Consider the following 24195-nt stretch of genomic DNA (forward strand, 5'->3'; position numbering starts at 1 on the left):
GTATGGTAATTGGCTAAATTAGTTATCTCCTCTTAAACGACTCAAAGAAATTTCATAGCTATCTCCCTCTTTAACCTTTACACCTTCATAAGCTGGAGCAATAAGAGCGTTAACACCACTTTTTCCTAGATATTCTATCACTAAAAAACAATGTTTCCAGTTCACAAATTCCTTATCAAAGGGCTTGTCTATGTTTTGTTGAATTGAATATCCAAAAATAAAACTTTCACTAGTGTTTTTGCTGATAATTAAAGTTAAAGAGTCGCTCATTAGCTTAGTATTTGGCTTTGCAACATCAATAAGAAATTTCCCTAGATTTTTTCGTGGAACCCAATTTGCTCCATTCCATCCAACAACTCCACCTTGTTGTTTCGAAGTTGGGTGAGCGAGATAGATTTGTACAACATACATATCACGAGAGGGATCGTTGTTAACAATGCTAAATCTAATGATTGAGTCGCTACGACTTTCAAGGATTAGTGCGGGCTTTTTTTTTCCTCTTCAAGTGTGTATTTTAACCATTCCTGATTCATTTCGATAAATGATTTTTGTGCTTCCAATAATAGCTCTGGGCTATTATCAAAAAAACCTGATTGAACAGAGGTATAAATATTACATATAGGAGCTCTCATTTTTTGATATAGCTCAAAAAACTCCTTAGAAACCTCAACCTCTTTTGAGGATATTTTTTTTATTGTTTCATCAAATTTTGCAGAAGCCTTAACATCACCTTTACCTTCGGCAATTTGGGCAATTTGATTTGCATCAGCTTTAGCCGCTGCTGATATCTCTGCTGCTAATGCTAATACCGCATTCTTATCATATCCTTCAGTAACTTTCATCCAAGCAATATTTTCTAGATTGCATTGTCCTTTAAATAAAGAATGAGTTGCCTTATTCATTCGTTTAATCTGTGATTTTGAAAGCTTTTGTGAAAATGCTGATGAAGTAAAAATACAGGAGAGCAATAGGATGAGAGTTAATTTCATATTTTTTATTTTAAATATACAAATAATGCCAATTAAAAAAATAAAATTAAATAATTTTATAAATAAGAATTGTAGATCTAAAATATGAAATTTGAAGCGTAATAGGCTTATTAGATATACAAATCTAATTGTTAAAAATATGAAATAACAGCCTCCAAAAAACGCAATATTTCATTAAATAGAAATAAAATAATATTGACTTAAGGTTTATCCATCCTTTTTCTTTATGAAGTTCCGTAGTGAGATTATGATCGTTTAGATACGGTAAGGCTGAAGGGTGATTATGAAGGATGGGTATACTTTTTACGTGCGATAAGATCATGTGCCGATGATATCGTAAAGCGTGCCTGGGGAATTGATAATCTGTTACAGGAATGTAACATGGTCATTCAGACCAAACCAGCAGGGTGCGCAAGAATGCCCTACTTTTGTTGGAACAGCTCTGCCATACCCCGATTTTAAATACAAATGACGTCATGGAACTGTTGGAAGCAAATTCTTACAACACTGCGCAAAAGCTTTTAACGACTTTTGTTGAGATTGATATCCTTGTTCCTGATAGCAACAGAGAAAGAAACAAATCCTACACATTCAGAAAATATCTTGATATTCTGGAAACAGCATTTTTAGATATATAATTGCAGGTTAGGATTGTACTGTAAAGAATAAGGCGATACGCTCCTTTGCCAGTAATTCGCAGTATTTTGGAATAAACTTGTGGTAAAGGCATCTTAACGGTACACACAGCACGGTACCGCCACTCTTCCATCGTTACAACGATGAATTACCAAAGCAATTTCTCCCATGAAAAAGCAGACGAGGCACTGGATGCGGTGCTTTGTTTCTAAAAACAGATAGCCCCGGAATTAATCCGGGGCTATCTTCGGGGTTGCGGTTCCCTCTTAAAATAATTTTGTGCCTATCTTATACAAGTTATCAATACGAAAGAGAAAGCGATGGACGACAAAGGTACGCTGAAGATCAATAACGCACTAAAAAAAGGCAAGCCGGATTAATCTCCGGCTTTTATATTGGATCACTTTTTAATGTTTCATTGTGTCTTTTTATTTCAGATTTTACTCCTAAGATTATGGGTATTATAACAAGCATTGAGGCAAAAGCATTGTCATTTAGGTTATAAAGTCTTCTTAAAGACATCCACGATAAACCTATACCTATTAGAGCCATAGCAACAAAAGGATAATATAGTTTCACTACAGAGGTCTTGAAATTTATATGAATTCCTTTTAACTCCTTCTTACTTGATGAATACAGTTCTGTTAAAGACTTTGCTGCATTAAAGAAAATGAGAAATATAGAATAATGTATGATAGCTATAACGATATAATTAGCCTCTTGTACTTTTAATAATTGTTGAAAGGGCATCATGCCAATACATAACAGCATTGCAAGTGGAAACCATAAATATCTCATTTTCTTTTTGGCTTTATTCTTTTAATTAGTTTGCCATTGAAATCGTATATCCATACATCACCATCGACATACTCTGTTATATGACCTATTATTAAATCAGTAGAACTACTATAAGCCGCTTTCCTAATACACATACCTGTACCATCTTTCCGATAGTATCCTTTGACATTTAACTGTGCGGTTGCAGATATAGCCCATAGCGTCATAGCTACAACTAGCATTGAGAGTTTTTTCGTCATTGTAGTAATTTTTGAATATTAACGTTAAAGATTAAACAATGAACCAATATAACAATTTAACAAATGCGAAGGTTAGCTTTCTATATGATTGCCATAAATTTAACCCAATTTGCTTTCATTTAAAATAAAAACTTATCTTGTACTCCGAGAGCGTTAATTTAGATAAAGGGAGCAGTAAGAAATTATTGTTCCTTTTTCTTTTCATTGCCCTATTAAAAAGGAAAGAATTTGGTCTTTCTGTGAAGGCCTTAAACAACACAGGCCAGAACTATCTGTTCTGGCCTGTGTTGTTTTTATTATTTGATATTAAAACAGTAGCCCAACTTTAACTGCAAAACCGTAATAACGGTTTTTTGTGATTGAGGGATCACTTTTAATCGTTTGATCGCTATAACCTAAACTTCCAGTCATCCCAGCTTTAGGAGCAACTTTAAATTTATATCCAAGCCCTAGGTTGAACATTTGGCCTTTTCTAAAATCATCAGCTATCTTTAAGCCTGTTCCTGCATCGCCATAAGCGAAAAAAGTATTATTTTGATTCTTAAAATAATATCTCGCATCCAAGAATAACTGAAACAGATTGTTGTTGGTAAAATAGCTGTCGTCATCTGTGTAATTTTCAAGCCCTAAACCTAAGCCAACTGATATTTTGTTGGTTAAAAATACGCCATTGATGTTTCTTAAACTAAAGGCATAAGCGCCGGAAGTGCGCCCCTCATATTTAGATGGATTTACCTGTTGTTCATACGTATGGTTTCCACCTGTGTACCCAACTTCCGTGAGATTGAAATATCCCTTTTCCTGTTTGGTAATTGTTTGCGCCTTCACGATGCCTGCGGTACAAATTGCAAGCCCTAATAAAATTAGCTTCTTTTTCATAGTTTTTTAGTCTTTCATTTTAAAATTTAATCTTATCGATCTCCATTGGTTATCCCATTTTACAGCGCCGATGATTGTTCCTTTATCTACGTCGTAGTGCGCGCCCAGTTGATCTGTTAGCAAAGACCTTGCAGCTTGGCCGATATCAAGTGCAAGCTTATTTACATTAGTTGATAGATTTACATCTACTGTCGAGAATTCTAGTGGAATATCAATCATATCCGTATTGTATTCACGAATTTCCTGTGGAGAAACAATCGAATATACTTTGTAATCACCATTTAGATATTGTGTTTTAGAGATGCCTTTCATAAATGATTTTGGCATATTCTCCATATCGTTGATTGACAGATATTTCACTTCGCCATGCCCATTTAACGGATAAACCGGAAATTTAAAATTCTTGGCATTTGGATTATATAATGATGGTGCAGCTGACGGAGCCGAAGCTTCAAGAACGTTCTTTAATTTGTTCCAGCCACTTTGCACAATGCCTTTAAATATGCTTGATGGTAACTCGATATCTTCCAAATTATTAACTGGTAAAATGCCACCAGGGATTGTAATGGTAAATATCTCATTGCTTCCGCGTTTCATATACCATCCATACAGATTATAACGTTTGGCATAGCTGTCGGTGCTTGACCACATTGGAACACCATAAAATGGATCTTCCGTAGGATTGATCAAAAACGGTTCTCCGATTGATGGGGCAAATTTGGTGCTTGGAAGACCAATTTTGTCGACGCTACGATCCGACTTGTACGAAATATAATCCCATCCGGCTCTGATTTCCTGCGCTTCGGTCTTGTTCCACCACAACCATCCCTTTTTTTGGCATTTCACTTTTATACCAAGCGTTTTTATAATCCCATAGTTTCTATTATAGAATAATGCACTCATTCGATACTTGTTAGTAAAATTATTATATCTCGTTGAGTTATCAAAAAAGGTTTGCAAAAGACTTCCTGAACCTAACAAACCACTTCTGAATTCAATTGAATACTCAATGTTATTATTATAAGCAGGATCAGGATTTGAAGTATTGGTTCCCATCTCCTTATTCAGAATATAGCTTTGGCGATTTTCGATTGGAAGATCGTCTGATGGCGGTGGTGGCGTTGTGGTATTACCGTTGTTATTCCCTGAATCATTGATACTTGGAAATACAAGTGGGGCTAAAGCTTCATCAGACGGAAAAACAGTTACTTCCGGTTGTGGTACATCTTCTTCAACAAAAGAGTCAACAAAAAAGACATTGCTATTAAGCAACCTCACATCATTGTATTGTGTACTTTGAACCTGTACTGAATTCATTAGGATAGGTGCGGTCTGATCTTCCAATCGTAACGTGTAGTCATTTTGTAATGCAATATCTGCAAATACACTATTAAGCGAATTATAGTTACTTGCATTTGTGAAAAATGTACCGTAAGGGGTAACTTTGTAGACAATATCGTCCACCTGAATTTCTCCCTCCACATTAAGAAGTGATTTAAAAGCCTGATCGTCAACAAGCTCTGTCATTACCTCATCATAGGTTGGAGTATCTTGTCCATTCGTAGGGGTTGGCGTTGTACTGGTTTTAGGTAATGGCGTTAATGATGCTTTCAAAGCGTCCTTCCGCGCCAACATAAGAGTAGAATTTGGCTTAATTGATAGTGCCGTTTTACTTACCAGTCTTGAATCGTGATGTAGGAGTGAAACAAACTCCGGAAAACGGCTTGAAATATTAGCAGGCAGCTCTTTGCCATTTGTTTTTCTTAATTCTGAGTAAATTCCATTAAAATCCTTTTTTGTCAAGCTTAATCTTTCTTTTGAATTGCTAGCGATTTCATCCGGTAAATTTTCAGATTTTTCCTTTTTACACCCCAAAATTGTTAATCCTGTAAGAGCAATCAGGAGCATATACTTCCCGATTAATTTAAATTTGGTTTTGTTCATGTTATTATTTAATTGTTTTAAAGTTTCAAGCTGCATTAATTGAAGTTCAGATTTTAAATGCCAGCATTATAAACTTTACATTCCTTGAAATAGGAAAAACTCTTAAATAACAAAAGAGAACTTTGGAGAGCTGATAAGATAGACATTTTGGTTTCAATAATTAGTCAGCCAAGATACCATCAAAAAAGTTACACGAAGGTTTTATTACACCAAGCCTGTCTTTCTTTACATCAAACGCTAGAGAAATTTTACACGAAACCTTTTTGATACCTAAAGTAATAGTAATTGAAAGAATAGATAAATTTCAAAATCCTTATGGGTATGTGGAATAATAATTTTCATTCATAATCTCTCTATATCAATTTTCTTCGTACTTTAGATTATTAATTTCTTGAACTGCGAACTCGTTTTATAGCTTCCGAACCGACCAAAAATTCCAAACGCTAAAAACAAACACACGAGGCCGAGTACTGCCACGCTATGCGTGGGGTTAGCTCATTCGTGTGTGCGCTCTTGGTCGGGCGCGGAAGCTTATGAGGGCCCCGCGCTGTTTTTTTATAAACCGTCTGAAAGGGGCTAAAGACATTTTAGCTCAAATTATGAAACTTTTCTTTATTGCCGTTTTTACAGCCTGCACTCTGGCTTGTATGAATGCCAGTGCGCAGAACACTGAGAAACTGACCAATGCAAAGATTATTGCGATGGTCAAAGGCGGTTTACCCAAAGCTGCAATTGTTAAATCAATCGAAAACAAGCAAAGCGGTTTTGATACCTCAACGGCTGCATTGATTGCCCTAAAAAAACAAGGTGTGCCGGATGATGTGATTACAGCGATGGTTTCCAAAGGTTCGGAAACAGCATCAGCCCCAACAACAGCTTCAGCCTTGCCGAAATCGCAAATTGCAAAACCGGCAACTGTAAAAATGCCTTTTCCACCCTTTAAAGCAATACCCTCAGCAAATGCCAAAGATTGCCGATTAAGGGAAGTTAAAACCAAAGATGGTGGCAAGGAAACGATTGCACTTGCACCAACGAAATTAGGTGATTTTGCCATTGGCAGGGATCGCGGAAAACTAACGTTGGTCTACAATACTAATTCAATACTTTCCATGATCGTTCAGCAGGACACAAAGAACCTTGCAACGTTGCATATTGATAGCGCGCAATTCCTGTTCGATGAAAACACTGTTTTAACCATAAAAACAACAGGTAGCTATGGCAGCTTGCCAAATAGAAACCTTGAACTGAAACCGCAATTGGAAAACATCAATCTTATGATTGTACTTGAGCCGGGCAGTAAGGAAGAACACATTTTTACCACAGGAAAACTAAAACTGTTTCAGGTCTTTGCTGAAAAGAATGGAAAGTATGGTGATAAGCTAAACGAAAAGCAGCAGGCGAAGTTTACGCAGGCATTTAATTGTATTCCAGAATAATCATAGATATCAATTATAATTTGATCCTTCGAAGAAAAATGAACACCATCAAACTTAATTTCATCCCTTATCAATTAAAGGGTATAACTGGAACCGTTGAACATTTGGATAAAAGTTCAAACACACATGTTTTTGGCTCAACGGGATATACGCATGGCAACCATTACAGTACAGACATTACCTCCGCGGTGGTTGTCGGTGACGATATCTACCTTAAAGACAAAACAGGGAAAGATCATTTGTTCAGGTTGAGAAATTTCGACGTAGCCTGCCGTGCCGGAAATACCCTGACGGTTGTATCAACGTCAAGATGGGGAAAAGCGAAAGGCAGAAACCTTGTTGTAATCAACCATAATCTCGATAGAGCATTTTACCACAAATACAATGTTAAACGCCTATGTGCGCCGAACAAATATTTATTGATAGGAGTATTTGCAATATTGACATACTTTATAGTGCCTGCATTCACTTTTTATTTCATAGGTGAATATGCTGTAACACTTATTGTTTTAGCCTTAGTATTGGTTGCATACTATTTTACTATGACGAAGGTAAATGAGCAGAAGCTGAAAGCTGCTATCGAGCCAAAATATTTCCTTTAATAAAATTTAGTAATCATGAAAACTCTTTCAACAATAAGTGCTGCCCTATTAATCTTTGTCATGATTTCTTGTGGCAAAGGCAGTGACCCTGTTCCGGTAACGCCTCCGGTGGTGGTTACACCGCCTCCATCAGATAATGGCAATGGCACGGGAACAGGCACAGGCAGCGCTAACAAAAGATATGTATTCGAAAACAGTTTTTCATTGGGGTATGGGGTGTACCTTGATAACGATAATGATAAGGTCATTCAACTTTTATTCCAGTTCACTGACAGGAGAGACAAGAAATATTCTACAAAGACAGGTAATATAAAGATTATACCCAAAAATATTGTAGTGGCTGATAATCCGTATTCATTTCCTGATCCCTATTCGGAATTCATACAGTTGAAAAACATTCTACCACGTGAATACAAAACCGAAGACGTTGATTCAACGAAAGCGGTATTCAAAGTAATTGACCCTAAAAACAAAGATAAAGATTGCAGGCAAATCATTGAATTAATATACCTGTGGAACTTAGGAGTAATCGGAAACGATGGTATAAATGTAAATGGTGGGAAAAAACTAAACGGCCAACCTATTCCCGTTGATGTGATTGTAAAAAAGGTAACAGCATCAACATATACTTTATTGTAATCCATTCAAGAATGCCAGATAGGCGAAAAAACACTCCCTAAATGCTTTTTTTAAACGTGCCGTAGGACGTAAGCCGCAAGCGCGCGGGGATTTATTGGAAATTTAAAATCAAGGCGGCCATATGTGCCGCCTTGATCATGCGTGAGGATTGTCGCGGAAATCCTTTTATGAGGTACGAATAAAAGATTGCAGCAAAAGCCCGACCCTTGCGCAGCTTGGGTAACGCCTAAAATATTTTTAATAATTATACTGAGATAATCATCATTTACATAACTTAATAATTAGAAATTATAAACAGTTTGAAAGAATTCTTATATAAGGAAACTATATTTGATATAGCAAGCTCTCCGAATTAGCCAGCTTCTTCATTCTTGTCTTGATTGATCTTTAATATATAAATTTGAGTTATGAAGATTTTAAAAGAAAACTATATTCTCGTTGACGGTTCAGTTAATCTTTCTTACTTTGAAACGCATAGTACAATTACAGGTTCTTATGACACCCGATCCAGTTGGAGGCGAGCGCTAGAAAACACATCTATACTCGCATATACAATATCATATTGGGCTGGTAATGAAAAAAAAGACAAATATTTTGTTTCATATAACAGAACACTTGAAATGCAATGTGACTTTGAAGACCTCGAAAAGGACGTTGATCAAATAATCGAAATAAAGAAGAAAATGCACTTATCCCTTAGCGAGTTTCTTAAAGAAAATTGTCAATCATTTTATTCCTCGTTAAAATTTGTACCGCAAACATTCGGGGAATACGATATCACTAGGGAGAAATCCAGCATTAACCGAGCAATGGTAGAAAAGGCCTTTGAAGATTTATCTAATGAAGAAAAGTAAATGGCAGGATTTCATCAGGATCAAGATATTTTTAAAATTGTAGCTGCTAAAGATTAGTTTCTAACTATATATGCTCAAGAGCAGAAACGAATATATGATCGATTGCTATCTAACTGTTTTAGATAATTTATTCTTTTTGCTACATTAAATGTATCTGTATCAAATATACTTCCGAAAAGCCGCTACAGTCTGATAAATACCATAGGCAATCAAAATTTTTCCTAAGATAAGAGCAATTGATCACAACACGGTTATATTGGAGAATAATTTAAGATTTCCAATCGGCAGAAATTACAAGCATCTCGTGATTAACCTTATTCGCAATTAATGGAGTAAGAGCATTCACACTTACTACAAATTCAGTAACCATTTTAAGATTATAATAAATACGCTCTTGGTATGGCTGTAAAATTAATCTGCTACATTGAATAGAATGAAAAAGGGATAATAATTTCTTACTACCCCTCTTATCTAAATTAACGCTCTCAAGCCAAATATATTTTTTTTTTGCTGGAAACAAAAATTAGAAAACTACCAAATTTATCCGACCACTAGATCCAAAGCCTCATCTGTTTTTTTCTTTGAAAAATTGGACTGGTAGATCATTGTTGTCTGAATACTTTCGTGACGATAAAGTTCCTGCACAACACGTGGATGTATTCCTAACTCTTCTGCACGTTGCGCAAAACTGTGCCTTGTTACATGAGTTGATGACTTTTTCTTTATATCAAGCATCGCAAATATTTTTTTCATCTTTGTATTTTGATAATTTACGCAATGCGAAATTCTTTTCTGTAATAAATAGATATCATTTAAAGTATCAAGAAACTTTAATTCTGGAAAGATTAAATCATGTCTCGGTTCATCCGTTTTATACTGCTCTAAAATTGGGTGAACTTTTTGAGGAATCTTAAGAGAGCAAGGCTCATTATTTTTAGACATTGTATAAAATAGCCTATCGTTTTTAATGTCACTCCATTTTAGTAGCAAAACATCAGTAATACGCATTCCTGCAAAGTAATACGCGGTAAGCCAAATGTTTCTTGCATGGTTTAATATTGGGTTCGCAGACAAATCCAAGTTTTCCAGGCTTGCAATTTCTTGATCGATTAATCCTATTTTGGAAGACTTAGGAAATTTTATTGAAATCTTTCCCTCTTCCCCAAAAGGATAGTTTTTAACATCTGCGGCACCAGCTTTGATCGCCCTGTTATATAGCGTTCTCATAAGCAATAGATGATTAACGACAGTTCGTTCACTTATAAATTTCGGCTCATCAGATTTCTTTTGGTTTTTATTTTTACATGTTCGAAGATAGCGCTGGTATTTTTCGAGCAAGCCTACAGTAATTTCTGAGAACGGCATATTCTTGTTTTTGGCAAATTCTATAAAGCGTTCAATACGAGGTTTGTCTGCGTTATAAATATTGTATTGCCCTAAGGCCAATTGGTCTTTGAGATAGATATCAGCTATTTCATTAAATGTTGCACCACAAACAGGTTTTATTTTCTTTTTGATAGCGCGCGTTGAGCTATCAGTTTTGTTGGCCTCCATTTCCAGAGTAGTATCTGTAGCCTCGGTAAGCTTCTTCAACAAAAGGTTATTCAGTCGTTTATAATTCGGGTGTGCTTTTGTAACCTGTTGCGCCTTGCTATCCCAAAGACTGCGTTCACTCAAAGCATGCTCTGTAAAAATGTAAGATGGTGTCTGCCCATTTTTTGAGATTTTTACTGCGATTGGATACTGGCCATCTTTATTTGGTCGTGACCAAACGACCAATTTTACTGCTCCCATTTCTGTGAATTTAAATTTAAAAAATCAATTATTTCACGAATGCAAGCTATAAATTTTGTTAACGTATTGTTAACGTTTTTGGTAGTTCAATCTAGTCTAACATAGTTTAATAATGGCTTGCAGGCCATCAAAAACCGCATTTAAGACTACTTTAAACCATCTACATTTCAAGTCAGCAGGATTCATAACCCTGAGGTCGGCAGTTCGATCCTGCTCCCCGCTACCGAAGCGGCAAAAGAGGCATAATTCAGATCCAATTCTGGTATGCCTCTTTGCTTTTTAAGGACAACCTGCTGAAAATAAGCTATATACAAAAACACAAAATTGATTTCCTTGGTTCGAACTTTATCATTTTTCTTATCATAACTTATACCCTTAGGGAATAGTAATGATTGCAATTGTTGCTTAGTATGATAATCACCAGAAACCCACTTAGAAGGCAGTTGAGTGGCATATTCGATCGCTAATTCGACACATTTTACTAGGTTCGAACTTTTATTTGATAGCGTCATTAAATTACGCTCAATTTCATATTTTTCTTGAGAATATTTTTCATGATACTTAGTATAAAGTTCATTACTAACCTCCTCCTCAATATACCTTTCTTCAAGACGATCTACTTTACTTTTAATTTCTCTATAGCTATTCTCCAACTGTATAAGGTCTGTCTCCTTATGTTTAGTTAATTGGTTAAAGGTTGCCACCACTTGATTTTTTATTAATTCTAAATAGTCTTTTGCCGTTTCTATTTTAAAAAATTCCAAAACCCTTTCGAACCTTCTGTTTAAATCATTAGCATTTTTATTATTACAACATGCTTTGGTTTTACACTTATAATAATGAATATTTTTTTTACGTGCTAAATACCCACTTAAAGGCCTACCACATTCAGCACAGACCATAAACCGTTTAAGTGGTATATCTACATTTTCCTCATTGATTGAGAATCCATGTGACAATGTATCTAACAAACCATTAACTTTTAAGAATAATTCTCTAGGAACGAGTTTTTCATGATTTCCCTCAACTACTTTACCTTCCAGCATATTATGAACCATTAAACCACAGTAAAATGGATTCCTAAAAATTTCAGATATCCGCTGATGGATCAATTTTAATCCCCTCAGCGCCAAACGGTCACGAATAACTTCGTTGGAGACATTTTCATAGGCCTTCCACTCAAATGCCTGACGTAATAACCTACCTTTTGCATTGACCACTATCTTTCTTCGATTTCCTGATTTATCAATATCAAAACCAAGAGGGGGACTGGTTGGCCAATCGCCACGTAGCAGCATTTCCCTTATACCTGCTGTACACTTTTGCTTGCGTAACTGGTTGTCAAATTCCCCAAAAAGAAAAAGTAATTTTTGTTGCATCTGACCAGATGCATTTGAAGTGTCAATTGGCTGCGTTACAGAAATAATTTCAATCCCTAACCTCCTGAGTTCACCACTTAACCAAATAGAATTGTCATTTCTAGAAAAACGTTCAAGACTATAAACTAATATGGCGGAAATTTTTCCTTTATATTTTTTAACAAAAGATAACATTGCTGTAAATTGTTTTCTTTCATCATTCTCCGCACTCTCATAGGTACCTCCGAATTGGGCCATGATATCGAAACCAAACTTTTCAGCGTACGACGTACAGGCTTTAAGCTGAGTACCTAGGCTGAGGTTATCAACCTGGTCTTTACCACTCACTCTGGTATAAATAACACATTCTTTACTCCGGGTTACTTGCTTATGTTGTTTTCCCTTGGCGAAAGAATCAAAAAATAAAACATCTGACATATAATAATTTTACCTTAATGTATATCACTTAATATAGTAATAATCAATCGCTTTTTCCATCATCACTCTCTAACTTTTGATGGGCATTAAATACAATAATCGAAAATTTTTTCACAGTTAATATTAGATCTTCTGCTTCATCAACAGTAAAATTTGCGAATAATGGTAGTGACAGAACTTCTTCAACCGTAAGATCGTGGTGTCTTAGAATCATTTCAACAGTTAATTGACTTTCCATACTGATTAAGTTATAGTAGCTAGCTACTTCATTAAAATATTTGTTTCAACAGATAGGATACCATGATATTAAAAAACATCATATACAACAAGACAGGGGACTAAAAGCCCCCTGCATTATTACAAACCTGAATTAGTGATTACCTACCCCGACCCTTTTTTTCTTCGACTTTTGGCTCTATTGCGCCTTCGAGAGCATATTCTTTTTCCTTTTCCTCTTTTAATACCGGTTCCTTGCGGTCTACAGCTTTACTGTAGATCTCCCCTAAATCACGATCATAGAAATCAAGTGTTTTAAACTTAGGATTAGCTGTAACAAAGCCAGTTACTTCCTTTCCATTTTTCATGAAGGATACCTCATGAAGATTACCCCGTTCAAGACTTTTGAGCAACTGATCTTTAAATCCTAGCTTTTCCATGTTAAGTATGTGAAAAGTTTCTACTGTTTCTTTAAGACTAAAGCCATAATTTTTACCATAAGGATCTATTGCGTAACCCTTCTCTGGAGTATGTTCGGTAAAATCTAACTTAAGCCAAAGGTTCGCTTTTTCGCCACTCTTTAAAACAACATCTTTATTTACAGCACGTCCCGACAGCAGGTTATAACTTTCTTTGGCTGTAACTCCTTTCCCTTTATTGATATAAAAGGTCTGCGAAATAAGATCCTTTGTGTCCGCTTTTTTCAGTGTTGCCTCATAGCTATTAAAAAAATACATGTCGGTTTCCTTACTTTTTGAAAAACTAAGTACGTATGTCATCTTATCACCAAACTCCGGCTCATATCTTTTAGCCGGATCTGGCATCTCCTTGGTGGGAGACTGGATTTTAAAGCCCACGGGGCCATGTGCAATTGACTCCTTTAGATCTGCATTAAGAGAATCTCCAAAGCCTAAGTACTTCAATGTATTCTGTAAGTACTCCAAATTATTCTCATTCATAATTGAAAAAATTAAGGTTAAAATTCATTTAATTATTTTGTTTGAACAGGATTATCTCGACACCCCTGATCTGCCGTATCCACGTGAATACTCGTTATTATTGGATATGGCTGAGGTTGTTTCTTCAGGGTTCTTAACCGTAGACTTCTGCGCGGCCGCTGCCTGAAGGGCCTTATGATAATTTTCATTCCGCTCATCTTTCTGCGGCAACAGTCCCCGATCGCCAACCATGGCTTTTAGACCTGTTAGCAGAAGGTAGGATATTCCACCGTCCATCAAAAGAGAGACGACAAGCGCCAACCTATTGGAACGGATTCCATCCGGAGTAGCGCTACTGGCCTGAAAGGTAGTCCCATCAGGCATTTCAATCTGGCGGCCATTGGCATAACGCTCTTTTTGATAAGGTGTTAGTGGTATACCATTCACCATTTCGGGAACGCGTAATCTTGAAGTATCAGTCACAATGAACTCCCTTGTGTCCCAGTCATATTCCACCATCAGTTTTTTATTCTGTCCATTTTCAACGGTTTCTTTGATAAGGTTTGCTTTAAGTCCGGTAATCAGATCATCTGCCTCCGTTGATGAAATAATTTTCGGCGCAATTGATTGTTTGTATACCGGGTGAACTAAAAGCTCCGCTTTTCCATCTGAATTTTTGGCAAGAGAAAGCTTTACGTTCATCTCCTGCACTTCGACACCACTGTGAATGACATTATTTAGCTTGATTAAGCTAGTCCTCATGCCAGAGAGCAATGCATCGATATCGTTCTTGGGAAGATTAATCTCCCCATCCTTAAATAGTCCGAGTTCGCGCAAATCCTCAACAGGAAGATCGCGCACATTCAAATTTGAATACTGCATATGGGTGTATTTAAAAGTTTGGGTTAAATTATGTGGGCAGCAACTGCTGCAATTTTTTGAACTACAGATTCAGATACTGCTCAAGCTCATTATCATTTCTAAAAAGTATATCTGCTAAGAAATAAAGTGGATTGATCGGCAGACCTTTATGCTGCACTGTTAAATGCAGGTGTTCGCCAGTTGTTCTTCCAGTCGATCCGCTTAAACCGATTGGAAATCCCGTATAAAGGTTTTGGTTTACCACACAATATAATTTTGAAAGGTGTGCATAGTAAACTGTATAGTTACCATATTTCACTGTTACGAAGTTTCCCATTATCGGGGTATATCCAACCTTAACAACCTGTCCATCTAGAACAGAACAGACAATTTCATTTTTTGCTGCGATGTCAATCCCTTTATGAAATGATTTTTTTTCGCCGGTAACGGGATGAAGCCTAAAGCCAAATCCAGAATTTAGCTTAAACACTTTAAGCGGAAGTGTCGCATAACAATTTTTAGAAGAAACAGTATCCTGAATGGCCCCGTATCCATTAGCACTGATAAACATAACACTACATAAAACCAGCGACCAATAATTCGATTTCTTTATTGATCCGCAAAAAATTCCGTGTGAGGATTTCTTCCTTCTTTCCTCCAAAATCGTAAAAATCCGGCAGTTCAACATATCCTTCTTCCTCCTTTTTAATTTCTTTGAGATCCAGGTTTATTTTGCAGTTTACAGCTGAGGTTTCATACTCACCCGTATATTTATCATCCGCATCCGTGGCAAGTAACCCCACAAGCTCTCCTGCGCCAAGGGTAGTGATTTTGCCAGCTGGGATTAAAACTTCCAGCTTTTCGCTGATTGATTTCGACACTTTGCTCCTATCGATAGAAATGCTTTCTCCGATCTGTTTCGATTTACCGAAAATTCTTTCCAGCCAGTCAAGCGTTTCTTTGTTCCTCGCCGAACCGGACAGCACATTGCCAACTACGGAAGTGATGGTTGTTGCGGTATCTTTTCCATACTGTTGTTTGAACTGGGGCAATTCCTGCATTCCTATTAATACGGCTACTTTATTGGATCTACCCGTTGCAATCAGGTTCTCGATCCGGTGAACAAAAAGCGTGGGACCTTCATCTAGTAAAATTGCAGAAGGAAGGTTGCCTTTCGAATTAATCAGCCGTGTAAGGCGGTTGATTACCACCGAATAACATGCAGAATTGATATTCTGTGTATTGGGATCGTTAGCCATTACTAAAATTCCCGGAGATTTCGGATTCGAAATTTTTAGATCAAAATCATTCCCGGAAAACACCCAAAATGTTTCCTTTGTAGCCATACGGCTCATAAATATTTTTAGCGTTCCGATCTGTCCCTCCAGCTGATCAAAGGCCTTCGCGGCGAATGCAGACTTAAAAGGTGATAGTAATGAGACCAATTCAGGATTGGTAAAAAGTACTGAAAAAATCTCTTGATAAGAACGGTTTAAAAAAGCCATCACATGTGGAAGACTGGAATATTTTCCGTTTTCATATCTGCTCATAAAATAAATGCATGATGCAAGAAAATTGATTGCTGATTGGGTAAAAAAAGCGTCACTCCCGCTGGCCTTATCGCCTTTTTTTAATGCTTCCACGGTTCCTTCTGCTGTCTCTGAAGCGTCCGCCAACATAGTAATATAATCGCACCGGAATGGATTTATCCTCCGGCTTTTTTCGACATCCGTCAGGTTGATGACATGAAAACTAAAATCCTTCAACAAGCCTTTTTTCTTTCCCTGCAAAAAGTGGTAATATGCGATCTTTGCTAGATCTGGAAACTTAAAATCGTATAAACAGACCGTAAACGACTTGGCAATCAGCTGCCTGATAAAAGGGTTTACAACCGAAAAGGATTTTCCTGACCCAGGTGTCCCGATCAAAATCGTTGCACGAAAAACGTTCACCAGATTTAGCCACCCCTTTCTTACTTTTCCTTTGTAATAGAAAAGCATCGGTATATTTACCGAGTAAGGATTCTCAATCTTTTTGGTCTGTTGCATGAAACTTTCAGCTTCAACATTCCATTTATCCTTACCAAGTCCCGATCTAATGATTTTTGAGATATTATCCATCGACACACTGATCATTACCGCCCCAATCAACGACAGAAACATATAGGTCAGGTTGGTTACCGTAGTATATGAAAATACTAAGCTGCTAGGTCTTCCATAAAAAAATATGCTGCCAAAATAAAAAAGGAGTCCCAAGGTTAAAGGATAAACAACTTTTGTTTTAGGATCAAAATCTAACTCTTTTTTGGATAGCGTACCAATACTGACCAGACAGATCAATGACAGTACAGAAAGTTTGCTGTAAATCAGTTCTTTGTATATAATGATTGATTTCACCTTCTCTAAACCCATATTGAATATCCCCCAAAATGGGGCGCCCAGATATACGAAAACGCTTATCTCTAACGCAATTGCAAAATAGATCAGACACTGCAGGAAACCATGTAGTTTCTGAATTTCCTTCGACTCTTCCATACTCCGTTTTTTACCTGCTGATCTTCTTTGCCTTTAGAATGTCGGAATAGCGGATATTAAAGGCAATAGATCGACCCGAGATCTGTTTTTCTGATAATTCAATATTAAGTATTTTATGATCCGGGAAGGTCAATTTGCGCAAGACAAATATATTCCGGTAGCTTTTTTCAAAGATTGGAATATCTCTAAAGCTGGATATCGGAACAACATCCAATGACTGAACAGTTGTTGCCTTGTGCTGTTTTCGGTCTTCAATGTGCATCCTTAACACATCAATCTCGTATGGAATTTTCGTCGCATTATCAAAGCTAATATCCAAAAGCAGGTACTGTCCAACAGTGGTGATGCCATTCAGTATTGCCCTGATTCCATTTTTCTTTTCTCTTACTTCCGCATCGAATGGCTTGTGCTCGAACATTTTTTTGGAAATACTGTCAAGTTCGGCACTAGAGATTATTGAACTTTTCGCTTCAACTGCCCTCATCTCGCCAAAGGAGATATCAATCAAAGAACTGAAAGCCGTTTCCGGCCGATCATCAAAGATGATTGCATACTGTTTGATCCTTTTTTCTCCCATGATAGTTAGGACACCCATATAACCATCTTTAAACTTGGTTGAATCTAGCATCTTAATTCTTAGCAGGTTCTTATCAGGAAGATCACCAACGAGCCCCTTTGGAATATCCACATATGTTATTTTTTCCGGAGCAAGAAAATGTAGCGTTAATGTTCGTTTGATATAAATTTTTGGGACCTCAATGGATGCTCCAATTGTATTGCCCATAGATTGGGCAGAAAGCGTCCCTGCCATCAAGAATAACAGGACAATAGTTAGAATATTGTTTTTCATGTCTTTTTAATTTTTTTCTTGCAGATCATGTGGATCGACAAGGAATACCTGATTATTGAATTTTAATTTGGCTCTGTTTTTTCTAACCAGATTGGCAATAGCCGATGAAGTAGACTGGAACAGTTTATCCACTGTACTCATTACGAATTCATTTTGATTCTGGGAACTGCCCATGGTGTTAAATCCCTGAACAGGGCTTGAGCCCAGGCCTTTGGAAAACTCCCTGAAAGCTGATGCAGGAACATATAGACCAGGTAAACCATCCGTATCATAAACCAATAGTTTTATCGGCAAGATCTTTCCCGAGCAGATCACAGAACTGATCTCTAACTGCACACGTTGTTCAGAGAAACCGCTGATCCTGGCATATAGATCAGTACCTTTTGGTAAAAGTGATTTTCCTGCATAAACCTGGTCAAGTAACCTGAGCCTTATCCGTGAACCGGAATAACCAGTTATATCCTCATCGATGATCGCAGTGATCATTGGCCGGTTTTCGAAAGCTGTTAACGTGTTGAATTCGGTTGTAGGTGCAGAAATCTTCGAAACCTGAAGAGTTCTTTCTTCTTTAGCCGATCCGGCCACTGCTATCATTTTCTCTTTTTGCCGGGCAATATGGTCAGGATCATTCACTTTCTGAAGGCTGTCCACATAAGCCATCTGTTTTTTGAAAAGATCCATAGGATCTGTTTCCTTTGATATATTATTCGGCGATGGTTTCTCCCTACTCCTGGCCTCCGCCAGACTTGCCAATGCCTGTGCTACTGCCCGATCCTCAGGCTTGCCACCAACACTATATTCTGACCTACCTGCAGAATAAACAGGATATGATTTATTTTCCAGTTGCCTGGGCATGTAAGCTTGTCTTTTGATCGATTCTTCGATTGAATCAAGTTTTTGCTTTTCCCGATCAGAATATGAACTGGCCATCGTTGCCTGTGGCAATTGCTCTTCACTAACTGTTTTAATCGCTGAATAACCATCTGCCTCTTTGTAACTGTTCTTATAAGCCTCTAATTTATCGGATAAGCCCCGTTCGCGGACCTGGTCTGATATTTCAGTGAGATTACCATTCATATCCTCCTTCAGGTTGCCCGACTGTTTTTTAGATGCACTCTGTTGGTATACATAAAAGAAAAGGCATAAGAAGGGGATGGAAATCAATGGGATTATATACCGTGGTTTTTTAAAATTTATTTTCATAACATTGTGATTAACGAAGCCTCTTTAGCTCCTCTAGTTTAGCTTCCAAAAAAAGCGTATCCATATTGTTCAGCTCAGCCCTCTCCAATACTGAATCGACCTGTTTTTTGATCTCTACCGTTTTTCTCAGTTTTGCACCCGTACTACTGATCTTTGACAATCCGTCGTCAATAGACTGCGGATTTTTTCCACTCCCATGCTGGCTGTGGAGATTATTAGCTTTTGCATCCAACTTATTGTCAGAACTGAAAAGGCCAAAGGAAAACAGCAATGAAAAGATAATCAGGGCAACCATCAGAGTAAATACCAGCCTGGGGTGTGCCCGTAAAAAACGCACCGTTTTTCTGCGGATTAGTGTCAGGTATGGCCTGAATTCTTGATAGAGTTCGGCAGAAACCGTTATGCCGGGGTCTCTGTTAGATCGGATTTTTCTGAACATTTTCTACATCTTTATTTTCAAGCGTTTTCCAGGAAAGGATAAGCACTCCATATAGATTATTGTCGCTTTTCGGAATGTCCCGTAGATACCCTTCGGTAATTAGCGATCTGGTAACAATTGAGCTTCTGCGCTCAATACGCTGCTTCCCATAGTAGCGGAAAAATTTCTTTTTGACATCTATAAAAATAGAATCAGTCTGTAAAGTGAGTACTGAACTACTGGAAAGTATAGAGCTGAAATAACCTTTTTCCTTGAGGTTTAGGTACTGTTGCATTCCCGATTCATCAATTAGATACATGGCCTTTTTCATCTGGTAATCGATATAACGATCATCTGGTGTTAGAGAAAAGAACAGTGAATGAAAAAGCTCTACATGTCCCCTATAGATTGCCGGCCTGATCAGTTGTTCATCAGTCTGCCTGGCCAATACTGGTACATTATTTTCAAAGATGTAAATACTCTTTCTTGCGACTTCAATCTGTTTATAAGCGAAAAAAGCAATGGAAATACAGATCAGAAAAGCACAGGCCAGACTTCCTATAGATACAAATGTTGCCAGCCGGATCTTAGATTCGATATTTTTAATGATCATAGTTGGTGGATTTAGATTTAAAAGAATTTGCCAGTGGCTTTTTTAGCAATACCGACAACGGTCTGTGAACCACGGCCAAAATTTGATGCGGCTGAACTGATACCAGATGTCGAGATAATCCAGGTGGAGATACTAGGGACAGTAAACATACAGATGGCACCGATCAGAAAACTTAAGATCACGGTACCAAAGGATAGAATCCCATTCCCTGCAAACCAGGCCATTTTTTCTAAATTGGCGGCATCTCCGTTTTCTCCGATCAGCTCCTTATACCTGCTGATCTCAGAGGTCATAGCGTATTTTTGCAGCAACGCTACCAGATACATAATCAGATATGCAATTCCCAAATAAAGGTTAACAGACACGAAACGAGCGATCCAGGTACTCAAAGAATCCCGAAAAGCGGGAAGTATGCTTACTGCAACTGCAAATGGTCCAAGAATAATAAGAATGGTGGAATAAATAATCTGGATCATAAAGATCACATAGGTTGCCAGCCGTAGTATCCATATCCCTAACAGTTCAAGCAATTGGGTAAGCAGCAACTGCATACCAATTTTTAAGCGGTTTTTCAGTTCTATTACCGGACTGACCACTGTCGACATCCCTTCCTTGACCGTACTGGTCACGGAATCCCAAGCCCTCCCCATCCAAGTATCGGATTCTTTTTCTGCCATTTCTGTCTCAGCCTGAAAACTATAGAGGGAATTGGCAACCTTCTGCATATAATCGGCCCGAATGAGTCTAAGCGTGTTTACCTCTGCCTGCTCACTGTTGAACATAGTTTCGGTTCTCGCAGCTACCAGATCAGTTGGGAAAGCGACCATTTTGACAAACGCCCCCCACCAGAGTATGATCATCACCAGTCCGAAGGGCCGCAATAAGGGCATAATCTCCAGTTTTTTATCTCCAGCGATCATCTCATAAGATTTGATTGCAAAAAAAATGATCATGAATATCGCCGCTAGTGCTTTTGCATCGGCAATGAACATATCGAAATGTGTCCATATAGATTCCTTAAGCCCTCTGAGTATAACCATCACTCCTTCTTCATACACTCCGTTACCCTGCAGAAACTCAAAGGATCTGCGGTAGTCGGTAGTTTGTCCCATTGCAAAACCAGTGGCCAACATCATGACCACTCCAAACAATAAAATCTTTTTCATTTTCCTTTGATTTAGTACTTTCTTTTCTGAAGGATCTCCCGCGCAATCCTGATATCGGATTCCGGTGTCCAGTTTTCTATCTTTACATCTTGCCCGATAAGATCCTGTCTTACTTTAACTTTTGCAGGTTCCCGGGCAGTGGCAATTACTTTATCGGTCCAGAGCGCCGATAGTTTGCGGAATTCACTGAGCAATCGGTGATAAGATAAGATCCTAGCGCCCCTTTCGAGCGTTGTCGATCGTGCCGCTTCCAGTCTTTCAGCAAGGATACCGATCTCCCTGCTATACCAGTTGAGGCTTCCGCTGGCAATGATCTTTTCTCTGGCATTTGGAGGAACCCTACCTAAAAGTTCTTTTGGATCGAAGTCAGTTACCCCTTTCAGCTGCCTGGAATAATAGAGTATCCACAGAGGATCGGTTGTGGAAAGGATTCCCGACATCCCCGCAATCTGTAATAGGGCAGTTTGGGCAAGGGTATCAGAATGAAGCTCATATTTTTTATCGATCCCTTGCATACCGGTCACGGCTCCCAACCGCTGGGTCTGTGGCCCAAATGGGCCTAATGGCCTGAGATCCGTTTTGGGATAGTTGGGATGTAACCCCCAGGTTAGCCAGTAATAAGGATTTAGCCCTAAAAAACCAGATGTGGGTGTAAACTTTTTTCTATCCCACTGCTTAAAGACCATACGTTCCTGCTGGTTAACGATACTTTCATCCTTGATCTGTTTCTGTGAATATGCTATCATGTTTTCACACAACAGCAATGTTAAAACCAATAACTTCTTCATTATATCTAAGTGTTATTTTTTGAGATATTTGGTCTTTGAGATGATATCGGCTACAATCTGCCGGTCGCGGTTAATGTAACCTTGAAATGGATTGAGCATACTCATCACTCCCTTAACCTTTGCCCAGTACATTGCTTTCCATGCACCGTATGCCAAGCCGCGAATAATCTGTAGATCGCTTCGGATACCCGTAAGCAGATTATCCCTGCTATTGTAATCCATCAGAATATTTTGATCTTCCTTGAGCACAAAGTCTGAAACTTCTGTCATCATTTTGGCACTGCGTGTTCCTACATCTTTGATGATCTGCTCACTGAACAGTACAAGATAAGGTTCGTTTACGGCTAGCTTACTCATTTCCCTGCCATAGCCAATGATCTCCTCACACACTGAATACATATCCCTTAAGGCCAGTCCATTTTTCAATGCAGAATTTACGTTGGAAAGAGAAGAATAGATCATGCTCTGTGCAATTACAATGCTTGAACTATTGGTATTAATGTTGTCCAGGGATTTATTGATCTTGTTCAGCAGTTCATTATGGCTGACTTCAGCGGCATTTCTGGCCACAGCGTTTTCGCTTACTGTTGCAAGATGCCGTGTATCGATAACTATCCGCTGCGCTGAGAGCCTAAATGAACTCAGGCCAAAAAGCACTATATAAAATATTCGTTTCATTTTTTGAGGTATTTAGCGTTTTGGAGAATATCCTTAACAATTGCCCTATCCATTTCGACGTAACCAGAAAAGGGATTAGCTTTACGAATTGAAGCGAATATATTTCCATAATTAAAAGTTTGGACCAGTCCGACTGCCAGATTTCTTAAATTTGAGAGTTCCGAAATTATATGGTCAAAGAGGATTCTCCTGTCCGATGACTTCATTTGATTTACTGCACCAAGACTGGCCGTAAGCCCTGCTAAATAATAAAGCAGATTTCTCGATTTTTCGAGCAGATCAATTTCTGTCTGGAGCACGAATGGTAAAAGTTCAGGCGTTTTTCCAGCCAGTTCATATAAACTATACTGATCCTTTGCAATCTGACTGACCATGGGTGCCGCACGGGTTCCGATGTCAAGCAGATCAATGGCAGTACCGATGGAATTAAAATGTGATTGTAATTCCCGGTATCTATTTTTGAACCGCGCTAAAAGCGTTCTATTAGCTTCTTCGTTAATACTGTTTACCGCCTGCCTATCCCTTGCCGTTGACTGCCGCTCATGCTCATTTTTGGAATCAGAAACCAGCTGATGGATTGCGGGAATATTAAGTGCTTTTTGTTGAGCTTCGCTAATCTGTATACAGAAAAAAGAAGCTAATGATAGAATCAGCGCCCTCATCTTTTCAGGTATTTAGCAGTCGACAGAACACTATTGGCAATCCGGACATCCATATTGACCCAGTCAGACCACGGGTTTAGGGAAGCAAAAATCCCCCTCATCTTTGCCCAATACATTGCCCGGTGCATTCCATAAGAGGTGCCCCTAAGAATACGCATCTCTGATGCAATATGGTTTAGCAATTTGGAACGTTCACCAGCATCCATTAGGTTATCACGGCCACCTTTGAGCACAAATGCACCAACTTCCGAACTTAGCCTTACTGCCCTGGTTCTGAACTCGCGCGCATTTTGCTCGGCAAAGAGTAATAATATGGGATTGGACTTTCCAAGTTCCATGGCTTTCTCTACATCGGTAACGATATCGAGTCCAATATCTGTAATCTCCTTTACCGACATTAGGTTGTTAAGTATTGTAGATACCTCGGTCAATCCCCTGTAAATCCTGTCCTGCATATCATTGACTACAACCAATTGACCTGTTACCAACAGCTGTCCCCTGGAAATGAGGCTCAGATTATCATTTGTACGGTCGAGCTGCCTATTTATTACGCCTGAATGGCCTGCAATGGCCGCGGAAGTAACCGGATCAACATAAAGAGTCTGTGCATTTATGCTACCGCATAACAAAGCACAAAAAATAATTAGAAATACTTTCATGAT

At 38.2% G+C, this 24195-nt stretch carries 26 protein-coding genes; 4 read left to right on the top strand and 22 right to left on the bottom strand.

The features are described from left to right. Positions 1-18: 18 nt before the first annotated feature. The 6 genes from BM107_RS17490 to BM107_RS17515 form a co-directional block, all read right to left on the bottom strand. Positions 19-411 carry a hypothetical protein gene (locus BM107_RS17490; protein ID WP_090985724.1) on the bottom strand — a complete coding sequence of 131 codons (393 nt, stop codon included), beginning with the start codon at positions 409-411 and terminating at the stop codon, positions 19-21. A gap of 65 nt (positions 412-476) precedes the next feature. Then, complete coding sequence (locus BM107_RS17495) at positions 477-989, bottom strand: hypothetical protein (protein WP_139222300.1); 513 nt, start codon at positions 987-989, stop codon at positions 477-479. 1026 nt (positions 990-2015) lie between these two features. Continuing rightward, positions 2016-2423, bottom strand: a complete 408-nt coding sequence (locus tag BM107_RS17500; protein ID WP_090985728.1) for a hypothetical protein — start codon at positions 2421-2423, stop codon at positions 2016-2018. Then, complete coding sequence (locus tag BM107_RS17505) at positions 2420-2662, bottom strand: hypothetical protein (RefSeq protein ID WP_090985730.1); 243 nt, start codon at positions 2660-2662, stop codon at positions 2420-2422. Before BM107_RS17505 ends, BM107_RS17500 begins: the two co-directional genes overlap by 4 nt. Before the next feature lie 306 nt (positions 2663-2968). After that, a complete protein-coding gene (locus tag BM107_RS17510) occupies positions 2969-3541 on the bottom strand; it encodes an outer membrane beta-barrel protein (protein ID WP_090985732.1) in 573 nt (190 codons plus the stop codon). A gap of 6 nt (positions 3542-3547) precedes the next feature. After that, positions 3548-5521, bottom strand: coding sequence for a hypothetical protein (locus BM107_RS17515; protein WP_090985734.1), 1974 nt, complete (start codon positions 5519-5521; stop codon positions 3548-3550). A gap of 563 nt (positions 5522-6084) precedes the next feature. Between BM107_RS17515 and BM107_RS17520 the strand changes: the two genes are divergently transcribed. The 4 genes from BM107_RS17520 (at position 6085) to BM107_RS17535 (ending at position 9016) form a co-directional block, all read left to right on the top strand. Continuing rightward, the gene (locus tag BM107_RS17520; protein ID WP_139222301.1) at positions 6085-6921 is read left to right on the top strand and encodes a hypothetical protein; all 837 of its coding nucleotides are present in this window, start codon (positions 6085-6087) and stop codon (positions 6919-6921) included. A gap of 38 nt (positions 6922-6959) precedes the next feature. Then, positions 6960-7523 (top strand): hypothetical protein, encoded by a 564-nt coding sequence (locus BM107_RS17525; RefSeq protein WP_090985738.1) that lies wholly within the window; start codon positions 6960-6962, stop codon positions 7521-7523. 15 nt (positions 7524-7538) lie between these two features. Continuing rightward, on the top strand, positions 7539-8162 hold the full coding sequence (locus BM107_RS17530; RefSeq protein ID WP_139222302.1) for a hypothetical protein: 624 nt from the start codon (positions 7539-7541) through the stop codon (positions 8160-8162). Between the two features lie 407 nt (positions 8163-8569). Next, complete coding sequence (locus BM107_RS17535; RefSeq protein ID WP_090985747.1) at positions 8570-9016, top strand: hypothetical protein; 447 nt, start codon at positions 8570-8572, stop codon at positions 9014-9016. Between the two features lie 540 nt (positions 9017-9556). On the opposite strand, the gene BM107_RS17545 is transcribed toward BM107_RS17535, so the two are convergent. From BM107_RS17545 to BM107_RS17620, 16 genes are all read right to left on the bottom strand, one after another. Then, positions 9557-10810, bottom strand: coding sequence for a site-specific integrase (locus BM107_RS17545; protein WP_090985750.1), 1254 nt, complete (start codon positions 10808-10810; stop codon positions 9557-9559). A gap of 182 nt (positions 10811-10992) precedes the next feature. After that, positions 10993-12606: a recombinase family protein gene (locus BM107_RS17550; protein WP_090985752.1), complete on the bottom strand. Its 1614-nt coding sequence runs from the start codon at positions 12604-12606 to the stop codon at positions 10993-10995. Between the two features lie 43 nt (positions 12607-12649). Beyond that, the gene (locus BM107_RS17555; RefSeq protein WP_090985754.1) at positions 12650-12844 is read right to left on the bottom strand and encodes a hypothetical protein; all 195 of its coding nucleotides are present in this window, start codon (positions 12842-12844) and stop codon (positions 12650-12652) included. A 139-nt stretch (positions 12845-12983) separates the two neighbouring features. Beyond that, complete coding sequence (locus tag BM107_RS17560) at positions 12984-13781, bottom strand: hypothetical protein (protein WP_090985756.1); 798 nt, start codon at positions 13779-13781, stop codon at positions 12984-12986. 51 nt (positions 13782-13832) lie between these two features. Then, complete coding sequence (locus BM107_RS17565) at positions 13833-14642, bottom strand: DUF4099 domain-containing protein (protein ID WP_090985758.1); 810 nt, start codon at positions 14640-14642, stop codon at positions 13833-13835. Between the two features lie 61 nt (positions 14643-14703). Further along, positions 14704-15192, bottom strand: a complete 489-nt coding sequence (locus BM107_RS17570; RefSeq protein ID WP_159435272.1) for a M23 family metallopeptidase — start codon at positions 15190-15192, stop codon at positions 14704-14706. A gap of 4 nt (positions 15193-15196) precedes the next feature. Continuing rightward, positions 15197-17155 (bottom strand): type IV secretory system conjugative DNA transfer family protein, encoded by a 1959-nt coding sequence (locus BM107_RS17575; RefSeq protein ID WP_090985760.1) that lies wholly within the window; start codon positions 17153-17155, stop codon positions 15197-15199. A 10-nt stretch (positions 17156-17165) separates the two neighbouring features. Continuing rightward, positions 17166-18005, bottom strand: coding sequence for a conjugative transposon protein TraN (traN, locus tag BM107_RS17580; protein WP_090985762.1), 840 nt, complete (start codon positions 18003-18005; stop codon positions 17166-17168). 6 nt (positions 18006-18011) lie between these two features. Further along, positions 18012-19208 carry a conjugative transposon protein TraM gene (gene traM, locus BM107_RS17585; protein WP_090985764.1) on the bottom strand — a complete coding sequence of 399 codons (1197 nt, stop codon included), beginning with the start codon at positions 19206-19208 and terminating at the stop codon, positions 18012-18014. 10 nt (positions 19209-19218) lie between these two features. Continuing rightward, entirely contained in the window at positions 19219-19647 is a 429-nt protein-coding gene (locus tag BM107_RS17590) for a hypothetical protein (protein WP_090985766.1), read from the bottom strand. Beyond that, complete coding sequence (gene traK / locus BM107_RS17595; RefSeq protein ID WP_090985768.1) at positions 19625-20239, bottom strand: conjugative transposon protein TraK; 615 nt, start codon at positions 20237-20239, stop codon at positions 19625-19627. Before traK ends, BM107_RS17590 begins: the two co-directional genes overlap by 23 nt. Before the next feature lie 17 nt (positions 20240-20256). Further along, the gene (locus BM107_RS17600) at positions 20257-21405 is read right to left on the bottom strand and encodes a TraJ family protein (RefSeq protein WP_090985769.1); all 1149 of its coding nucleotides are present in this window, start codon (positions 21403-21405) and stop codon (positions 20257-20259) included. 11 nt (positions 21406-21416) lie between these two features. After that, entirely contained in the window at positions 21417-22151 is a 735-nt protein-coding gene (locus BM107_RS17605; RefSeq protein WP_090985771.1) for a hypothetical protein, read from the bottom strand. Between the two features lie 54 nt (positions 22152-22205). Beyond that, on the bottom strand, positions 22206-22871 hold the full coding sequence (locus tag BM107_RS17610) for a hypothetical protein (protein WP_090985773.1): 666 nt from the start codon (positions 22869-22871) through the stop codon (positions 22206-22208). Next, positions 22868-23533 carry a hypothetical protein gene (locus BM107_RS17615; RefSeq protein ID WP_090985775.1) on the bottom strand — a complete coding sequence of 222 codons (666 nt, stop codon included), beginning with the start codon at positions 23531-23533 and terminating at the stop codon, positions 22868-22870. Before BM107_RS17615 ends, BM107_RS17610 begins: the two co-directional genes overlap by 4 nt. Continuing rightward, positions 23530-24192 carry a hypothetical protein gene (locus BM107_RS17620; RefSeq protein WP_090985777.1) on the bottom strand — a complete coding sequence of 221 codons (663 nt, stop codon included), beginning with the start codon at positions 24190-24192 and terminating at the stop codon, positions 23530-23532. Before BM107_RS17620 ends, BM107_RS17615 begins: the two co-directional genes overlap by 4 nt. Positions 24193-24195 lie beyond the last annotated feature (3 nt).

The sequence above is a fragment of the Pedobacter suwonensis genome, from assembly GCF_900111825.1.
Classification (GTDB): domain Bacteria; phylum Bacteroidota; class Bacteroidia; order Sphingobacteriales; family Sphingobacteriaceae; genus Pedobacter; species Pedobacter suwonensis.

Coding starts and splice junctions, on each gene's coding strand:
- BM107_RS17490 (WP_090985724.1), bottom strand. CDS start 411: ATGTATGTTGTACAAATCTATCTCGCTCACCCAACTTCGAAACAACAA.
- BM107_RS17495 (WP_139222300.1), bottom strand. CDS start 989: ATGAAATTAACTCTCATCCTATTGCTCTCCTGTATTTTTACTTCATCA.
- BM107_RS17500 (WP_090985728.1), bottom strand. CDS start 2,423: ATGAGATATTTATGGTTTCCACTTGCAATGCTGTTATGTATTGGCATG.
- BM107_RS17505 (WP_090985730.1), bottom strand. CDS start 2,662: ATGACGAAAAAACTCTCAATGCTAGTTGTAGCTATGACGCTATGGGCT.
- BM107_RS17510 (WP_090985732.1), bottom strand. CDS start 3,541: ATGAAAAAGAAGCTAATTTTATTAGGGCTTGCAATTTGTACCGCAGGC.
- BM107_RS17515 (WP_090985734.1), bottom strand. CDS start 5,521: ATGCAGCTTGAAACTTTAAAACAATTAAATAATAACATGAACAAAACC.
- BM107_RS17520 (WP_139222301.1), top strand. CDS start 6,085: ATGAAACTTTTCTTTATTGCCGTTTTTACAGCCTGCACTCTGGCTTGT.
- BM107_RS17525 (WP_090985738.1), top strand. CDS start 6,960: ATGAACACCATCAAACTTAATTTCATCCCTTATCAATTAAAGGGTATA.
- BM107_RS17530 (WP_139222302.1), top strand. CDS start 7,539: ATGAAAACTCTTTCAACAATAAGTGCTGCCCTATTAATCTTTGTCATG.
- BM107_RS17535 (WP_090985747.1), top strand. CDS start 8,570: ATGAAGATTTTAAAAGAAAACTATATTCTCGTTGACGGTTCAGTTAAT.
- BM107_RS17545 (WP_090985750.1), bottom strand. CDS start 10,810: ATGGGAGCAGTAAAATTGGTCGTTTGGTCACGACCAAATAAAGATGGC.
- BM107_RS17550 (WP_090985752.1), bottom strand. CDS start 12,606: ATGTCAGATGTTTTATTTTTTGATTCTTTCGCCAAGGGAAAACAACAT.
- BM107_RS17555 (WP_090985754.1), bottom strand. CDS start 12,844: ATGGAAAGTCAATTAACTGTTGAAATGATTCTAAGACACCACGATCTT.
- BM107_RS17560 (WP_090985756.1), bottom strand. CDS start 13,781: ATGAATGAGAATAATTTGGAGTACTTACAGAATACATTGAAGTACTTA.
- BM107_RS17565 (WP_090985758.1), bottom strand. CDS start 14,642: ATGCAGTATTCAAATTTGAATGTGCGCGATCTTCCTGTTGAGGATTTG.
- BM107_RS17570 (WP_159435272.1), bottom strand. CDS start 15,192: ATGTTTATCAGTGCTAATGGATACGGGGCCATTCAGGATACTGTTTCT.
- BM107_RS17575 (WP_090985760.1), bottom strand. CDS start 17,155: ATGGAAGAGTCGAAGGAAATTCAGAAACTACATGGTTTCCTGCAGTGT.
- traN (WP_090985762.1), bottom strand. CDS start 18,005: ATGAAAAACAATATTCTAACTATTGTCCTGTTATTCTTGATGGCAGGG.
- traM (WP_090985764.1), bottom strand. CDS start 19,208: ATGAAAATAAATTTTAAAAAACCACGGTATATAATCCCATTGATTTCC.
- BM107_RS17590 (WP_090985766.1), bottom strand. CDS start 19,647: ATGTTCAGAAAAATCCGATCTAACAGAGACCCCGGCATAACGGTTTCT.
- traK (WP_090985768.1), bottom strand. CDS start 20,239: ATGATCATTAAAAATATCGAATCTAAGATCCGGCTGGCAACATTTGTA.
- BM107_RS17600 (WP_090985769.1), bottom strand. CDS start 21,405: ATGAAAAAGATTTTATTGTTTGGAGTGGTCATGATGTTGGCCACTGGT.
- BM107_RS17605 (WP_090985771.1), bottom strand. CDS start 22,151: ATGATAGCATATTCACAGAAACAGATCAAGGATGAAAGTATCGTTAAC.
- BM107_RS17610 (WP_090985773.1), bottom strand. CDS start 22,871: ATGAAACGAATATTTTATATAGTGCTTTTTGGCCTGAGTTCATTTAGG.
- BM107_RS17615 (WP_090985775.1), bottom strand. CDS start 23,533: ATGAGGGCGCTGATTCTATCATTAGCTTCTTTTTTCTGTATACAGATT.
- BM107_RS17620 (WP_090985777.1), bottom strand. CDS start 24,192: ATGAAAGTATTTCTAATTATTTTTTGTGCTTTGTTATGCGGTAGCATA.